The 4,107-nt window shown below is 64.7% G+C and carries 6 protein-coding genes; 4 read left to right on the top strand and 2 right to left on the bottom strand.

Annotated elements, in window-relative coordinates; genetic code table 11:
• The first annotated feature begins 329 nt into the window (after nt 1-329).
• On the top strand, nt 330-785 hold the full coding sequence (locus tag ACI2K6_RS16420) for a MarR family winged helix-turn-helix transcriptional regulator (RefSeq protein ID WP_269268795.1): 456 nt from the start codon (nt 330-332) through the stop codon (nt 783-785).
• A gap of 54 nt (nt 786-839) precedes the next feature.
• Here the strand turns inward: ACI2K6_RS16420 and ACI2K6_RS16415 are convergent, their stop codons facing one another.
• Nucleotides 840-1,544: a TetR/AcrR family transcriptional regulator C-terminal domain-containing protein gene (locus tag ACI2K6_RS16415; RefSeq protein ID WP_269268760.1), complete on the bottom strand. Its 705-nt coding sequence runs from the start codon at nt 1,542-1,544 to the stop codon at nt 840-842.
• A 197-nt stretch (nt 1,545-1,741) separates the two neighbouring features.
• Between ACI2K6_RS16415 and ACI2K6_RS16410 the strand changes: the two genes are divergently transcribed.
• Both ACI2K6_RS16410 and ACI2K6_RS16405 read left to right on the top strand, forming a co-directional pair.
• Entirely contained in the window at nt 1,742-2,134 is a 393-nt protein-coding gene (locus ACI2K6_RS16410; RefSeq protein ID WP_269268759.1) for a hypothetical protein, read from the top strand.
• A gap of 98 nt (nt 2,135-2,232) precedes the next feature.
• Nucleotides 2,233-2,583: a hypothetical protein gene (locus ACI2K6_RS16405; RefSeq protein ID WP_269268758.1), complete on the top strand. Its 351-nt coding sequence runs from the start codon at nt 2,233-2,235 to the stop codon at nt 2,581-2,583.
• A 454-nt stretch (nt 2,584-3,037) separates the two neighbouring features.
• On the opposite strand, the gene ACI2K6_RS16400 is transcribed toward ACI2K6_RS16405, so the two are convergent.
• Nucleotides 3,038-3,397: a hypothetical protein gene (locus tag ACI2K6_RS16400; protein WP_269268757.1), complete on the bottom strand. Its 360-nt coding sequence runs from the start codon at nt 3,395-3,397 to the stop codon at nt 3,038-3,040.
• Nucleotides 3,398-3,618: 221 nt separating this feature from the next.
• On the opposite strand from ACI2K6_RS16400, the gene ACI2K6_RS16395 reads away from it, so the two are divergent.
• Nucleotides 3,619-3,810: a hypothetical protein gene (locus tag ACI2K6_RS16395; protein WP_404568989.1), complete on the top strand. Its 192-nt coding sequence runs from the start codon at nt 3,619-3,621 to the stop codon at nt 3,808-3,810.
• The last annotated feature ends 297 nt before the right edge of the window (nt 3,811-4,107 follow it).

The raw sequence follows: 4,107 nt of genomic DNA, 5'->3' as shown, positions 1-4,107 counted from the left end.
GTTTTACCCCCCCCCCCCCCGGGGGTACCCCCCGGGGGGGGGGGGGTGGCCGGGGCCCCCCCCCCCCCCCCCCCCCCCCCCCCCCCGTCACCCTAGTCCTACGAGGACGAAGCAAGGAACACCCCGCAGCGTCGAGTAAGCCACGCTCACGAGAGGCAACGCGCCGCGCTGCGACGAGATTCGGCTCAATGATCGGCCGGCATGGTGGCACGACGAGGTCCTTTTCGACCACAGCTGCGTCTATCAGGGCACACCACGTTAGGGAAGGGACTCCGTCGAGGAGCGCGGGGACAGGGACGATGGACGTGAGCAGTTGGTATTGAGGTGTGATGATGGTCGACGCGGGTCATGAGGAGCTAGCAGAACGGGTTTCCAGGTCCCTGCAGGCGTTGACGATTGCCGAGGACGCGGCTCGCGCCGGGGCGTGCGAAACATTGAAGGTCGGTGTGAGGGACTTCGCGGCGCTGCGACTCTTGTTTCGCGCCCATCGAGACGGTGCGGCAATGTTTCCCAAGGACATCTCCCAGCGACTTGCGATCTCATCCGCGAGCACGACCGCGCTGCTGGACAGGTTGGAGAAGGGCGGCCACCTTCACCGCGTCCCTCACCCGGCCGATCGCAGGCGAGTGTTCATCGAGCTCAGCGACAACACGGTCCGCTCGCTGTCTGCGACGGTGGATGAAGAGTCCTCCCGCGTCTCCCGCGCAATCGCCGACCTTCCCGCCACCACCGCAGAAGGCATCATCGAATTCCTCGACCGGCTACACGCGCCCTCGATCGGCTAAGCCGCGTCGAGCCCGTACTCGCGACCTACGGGGCAGCAGCCGATCAGCGGCTTTCTACTGAGAGAGCTCCCGATCTAGCCGGTCCAGCAGCAGCTCGAGTGCGACCTCGAACTCTTCCTTGCTGCGGTCCTCGCTCAGGAGGGGCCGCAGGCGCAGCACTTCGGGCGCACTATCGAGCGAGAGTTGCCCGTCCTTGTTCGGCACGTCAGCGTCGCCTTCATCCAAAGCGATGTCGGCGGGGCTGAACTGCGCACCGCGAACGGTTGTTTCCAACAGCAGCTGACCCAGCAAGAAGCTGCTAAATGCCCGGTACGCGCTCACGGCCTGGGCGTCAGTGAAGCCCTGAGCGATGAGGGTGCTGAGGAACGTGTCGACGACCTCCACGCTTCGCAGCGGCGGCCGCAGCCACGGTGCTGCGGGGTGCCGGGTGGCGATCAGCGGGAACGCGCGGGGATGTTCAACGGCGATCCCGCGCACCGCGTGGGCGACGTTCTGGAGAAACGCCTGCCAGTGCTCGCTGGCCTCTGTGCGCATCGTCTCGGTCAGACCGGTCATCAACGACGCGACGACGCCTTCGAGCAGGTCTTCTTTACCGTGCACATGCCGGTACAAGGCCATCGCCTCAACACCCAGCCGCTGGCCGAGCGCGCGCATCGATAGCGCCGACGGGCCGGCTTGGTCGACGATGACCAACGCGGCCTCGACGATCACGTCGCGGCCGAGCTTGGGTGGTGGTGAAAGGTCGGACTGCTTGCTCATAGGGAGCCTCCACTTCGATCCTCCCCCTTCTGAGCAGATTTGTGTGCACGAGAGACGAACCAGGTCTATGTTTACACCGTAAGCTAGTGCCCCACGTCGGCTCTCACGCCGGCACGGGACGGGTCCCGCCCATCGGCGCGGACCGGGATTGTTGCATCGCTCCAACCCCTTCGCCTGAGAGATTGAACCCGCCGCAGATGCCCTTTCACAGCAAGAAGACCCTGGAGCACTGGGTCGCAGAATTCGTTGACTCCCGAGGCGCAGGTGACCTCATCCGCGTCGCCGTCCAGGACGGATCCGGCGGAGACGACACCGGGCTGGTCATCGTGCCGCTCGAGAACGCACCGAACTCGGTGTGGATCGAACCCCGCGATACGGGAGACGAGCTCAACTGGCTCATCACCATCGAACCGACCGACGAGGCGCTGGAGCTCACCAGCTTCGAGCTGAACGCCCTCACCCACGAGCTGCAGGTCGCCGCCGAGCTATGCGCGTTCCTTCAAGAGAAGTCCCTCGGCCACTTCGAACCGGAAGCCCAAGCCGGCAACGAAAGCACGACCCCCGGACACAGCGCGGCAGACGAACGGTGAACAACTCGCAGCTGCCGCACGCAGCAACAACTGATCGGGCAACATTGATCGCTAGCGATCACGCGAGGACGCCTCACAGCAGTGATCTGGAGGAGCACATGCCGTTTCGGACCAAAGAAACACTGGAAGCGTGGCTGACCGAGTTCGCCGAGCTCGGCTACCCCGTCAGCAACCGCCTGCGCGTCATGGCGCAGGACGGCACAGACGGTCACGACACCGGCCTCATCGGCCTCGACCTACTCAACGCCGGAACCGTCACGTACCTGCAACCCGAGCCCATCGGATCGACCCGCTGGGCGGTGACCTTCGAAGCCCGCGAACAGGACGTCACACTGGACGCCGGCCGCGCGCTCGAACTATCCACCGAACTCGCGATGGTCTCAGCGCTATGTACCTTCCTGCAGACGAAGTCCGCCGCCTTCATCGCCAGCCGCACGACTGGCGGGTAGCAGCCCCCATCGTCGAGCCGACAGCGAGGCTGACTAGCGTCGGCCGACTCAATCCGGCGCGCACGTGTGAGCTCATTGTCAAGCACTGTCGCCGGCGGGCCATGCGTGATCGGGTGAGCATGGGCCCTCGACCGTGATGACGACGCACTCACGGCCGGGGGCCTCACCCATACAGTCAGTCAACGGACGACACGAGCGTCCACCCAGGCAGCGGCTGCCCTCCCGCCGTGAGCTTCGCAGCACCGCGAGCGATCGATCCACCGAAAACGGGCACCACAACCAGGTATCGACCCACGTTGATGGCAGCCCTTCCGAGCGACCGTTGCACGGGACGCCAGTAACGATCGTTTACGGCGCGAACCCGCAAACGATTTGGAGCGGCTACCCTTAACGTCTGCCGAAATGCCGTTTGGGGTCGAGGTCTTCGATTGCGGGCTGGGCCCCGGTGAGTATCTCAGGCGCGCTCGCCCAGCGGACGCAGCAAATTCTCGTCCGCGGGGAAGGGGACGGAGTAATAGAGTTCTGGGGCGTTCACGTCGCCCCAGTCGTCCTTCTTCACTCGAACCCCGTCCGTGGAGACCTCTGTGATGCGCACCCTCAGCCAGGAGCCGCTGTCAAGGCGGAGCTCGTACGGGTCCGCGAGGTAGGTGAGGCCGAGACCGTCGAGAGTTTCCTCGGCCGTTAGCCAGTCGACGGGTTCCGTGCGCTGCCTGCCAAGCAGATCGACAACGATGAATTCATCTTCAGTCGGTTGCATCCATCCGATGAGTTCTCCGTCGCCGCCTCGGCGATGCTCGATCCAGTCGTTCTTCACTCATCCAGCATAGGAAGAAGAGCGCCGCTGGCGCACTCTGCCGAAAACGATCGTTTTCGGCAGGAGCGATGAGTCGACGACGCCGCCCGCGCCAAGCCCTGTGGCGGACAATTCCGCCACTCGGTACCCTTCCGGCATGACGGGCGATCAAGAGCAGAAACATGCTCGCCGCGACATCGTGACGGCGTACATAGCCGTGATGGAACGACCTGAAAGAACTCTTGACGGTTCGCGCCAACGCCTCGGGCAACGTGGATCAGGTTCGACGTGCGATTCAGGATGCCTTTGGCATCACGGCGCTTGCAGCCGATGCAGTCCTGTCGATGCAGGTGCGACGCTTCACGCCCGTAGAGCGGAAGCGGATGCAAAGCGAGCTCACGGCGCTGAACGCAGCCGGCCCTTGCACCGAATGACGTTGTGAGTGCAGCACCGACGAGCTGGATCGCAGTTAGCCCGGGGGTGTGGCCGGGCGGCGCCGTGCGGTGGAGTTCTCGATGCCGAGGAGGCAGAGCGCGACGCCGCGTTGCAGCGCGGTGGAACGCTTTGAGCTCCTGACTCCCCGATGCTCGCCGTCGCAGATGTGGCGACCGGAGGTTTCAGACAGCGATCGCTCACTGAGACACAGAGTCGGCGGAAGCGCGGAGCCGTTCTGCGAGCACCCTCATCCGCGGCATGCTGTCCAGAATCGCGGGTCACCCCCCACGGGATTG

This window comes from Microbacterium sp. NPDC006705, from assembly GCF_044903545.1.
GTDB lineage: Bacteria > Actinomycetota > Actinomycetes > Actinomycetales > Microbacteriaceae > Microbacterium > Microbacterium plantarum.
This window is presented reverse-complemented; position numbering and strand designations above follow the sequence as displayed.

What these genes read in the sequence shown, in the direction of transcription:
- ACI2K6_RS16410 (WP_269268759.1), top strand. Translation starts at nt 1,742, where the DNA reads ATGCCCTTTCACAGCAAGAAGACCCTGGAGCACTGGGTCGCAGAATTC.
- ACI2K6_RS16415 (WP_269268760.1), bottom strand. Translation starts at nt 1,544, where the DNA reads ATGAGCAAGCAGTCCGACCTTTCACCACCACCCAAGCTCGGCCGCGAC.
- ACI2K6_RS16405 (WP_269268758.1), top strand. Translation starts at nt 2,233, where the DNA reads ATGCCGTTTCGGACCAAAGAAACACTGGAAGCGTGGCTGACCGAGTTC.
- ACI2K6_RS16420 (WP_269268795.1), top strand. Translation starts at nt 330, where the DNA reads ATGATGGTCGACGCGGGTCATGAGGAGCTAGCAGAACGGGTTTCCAGG.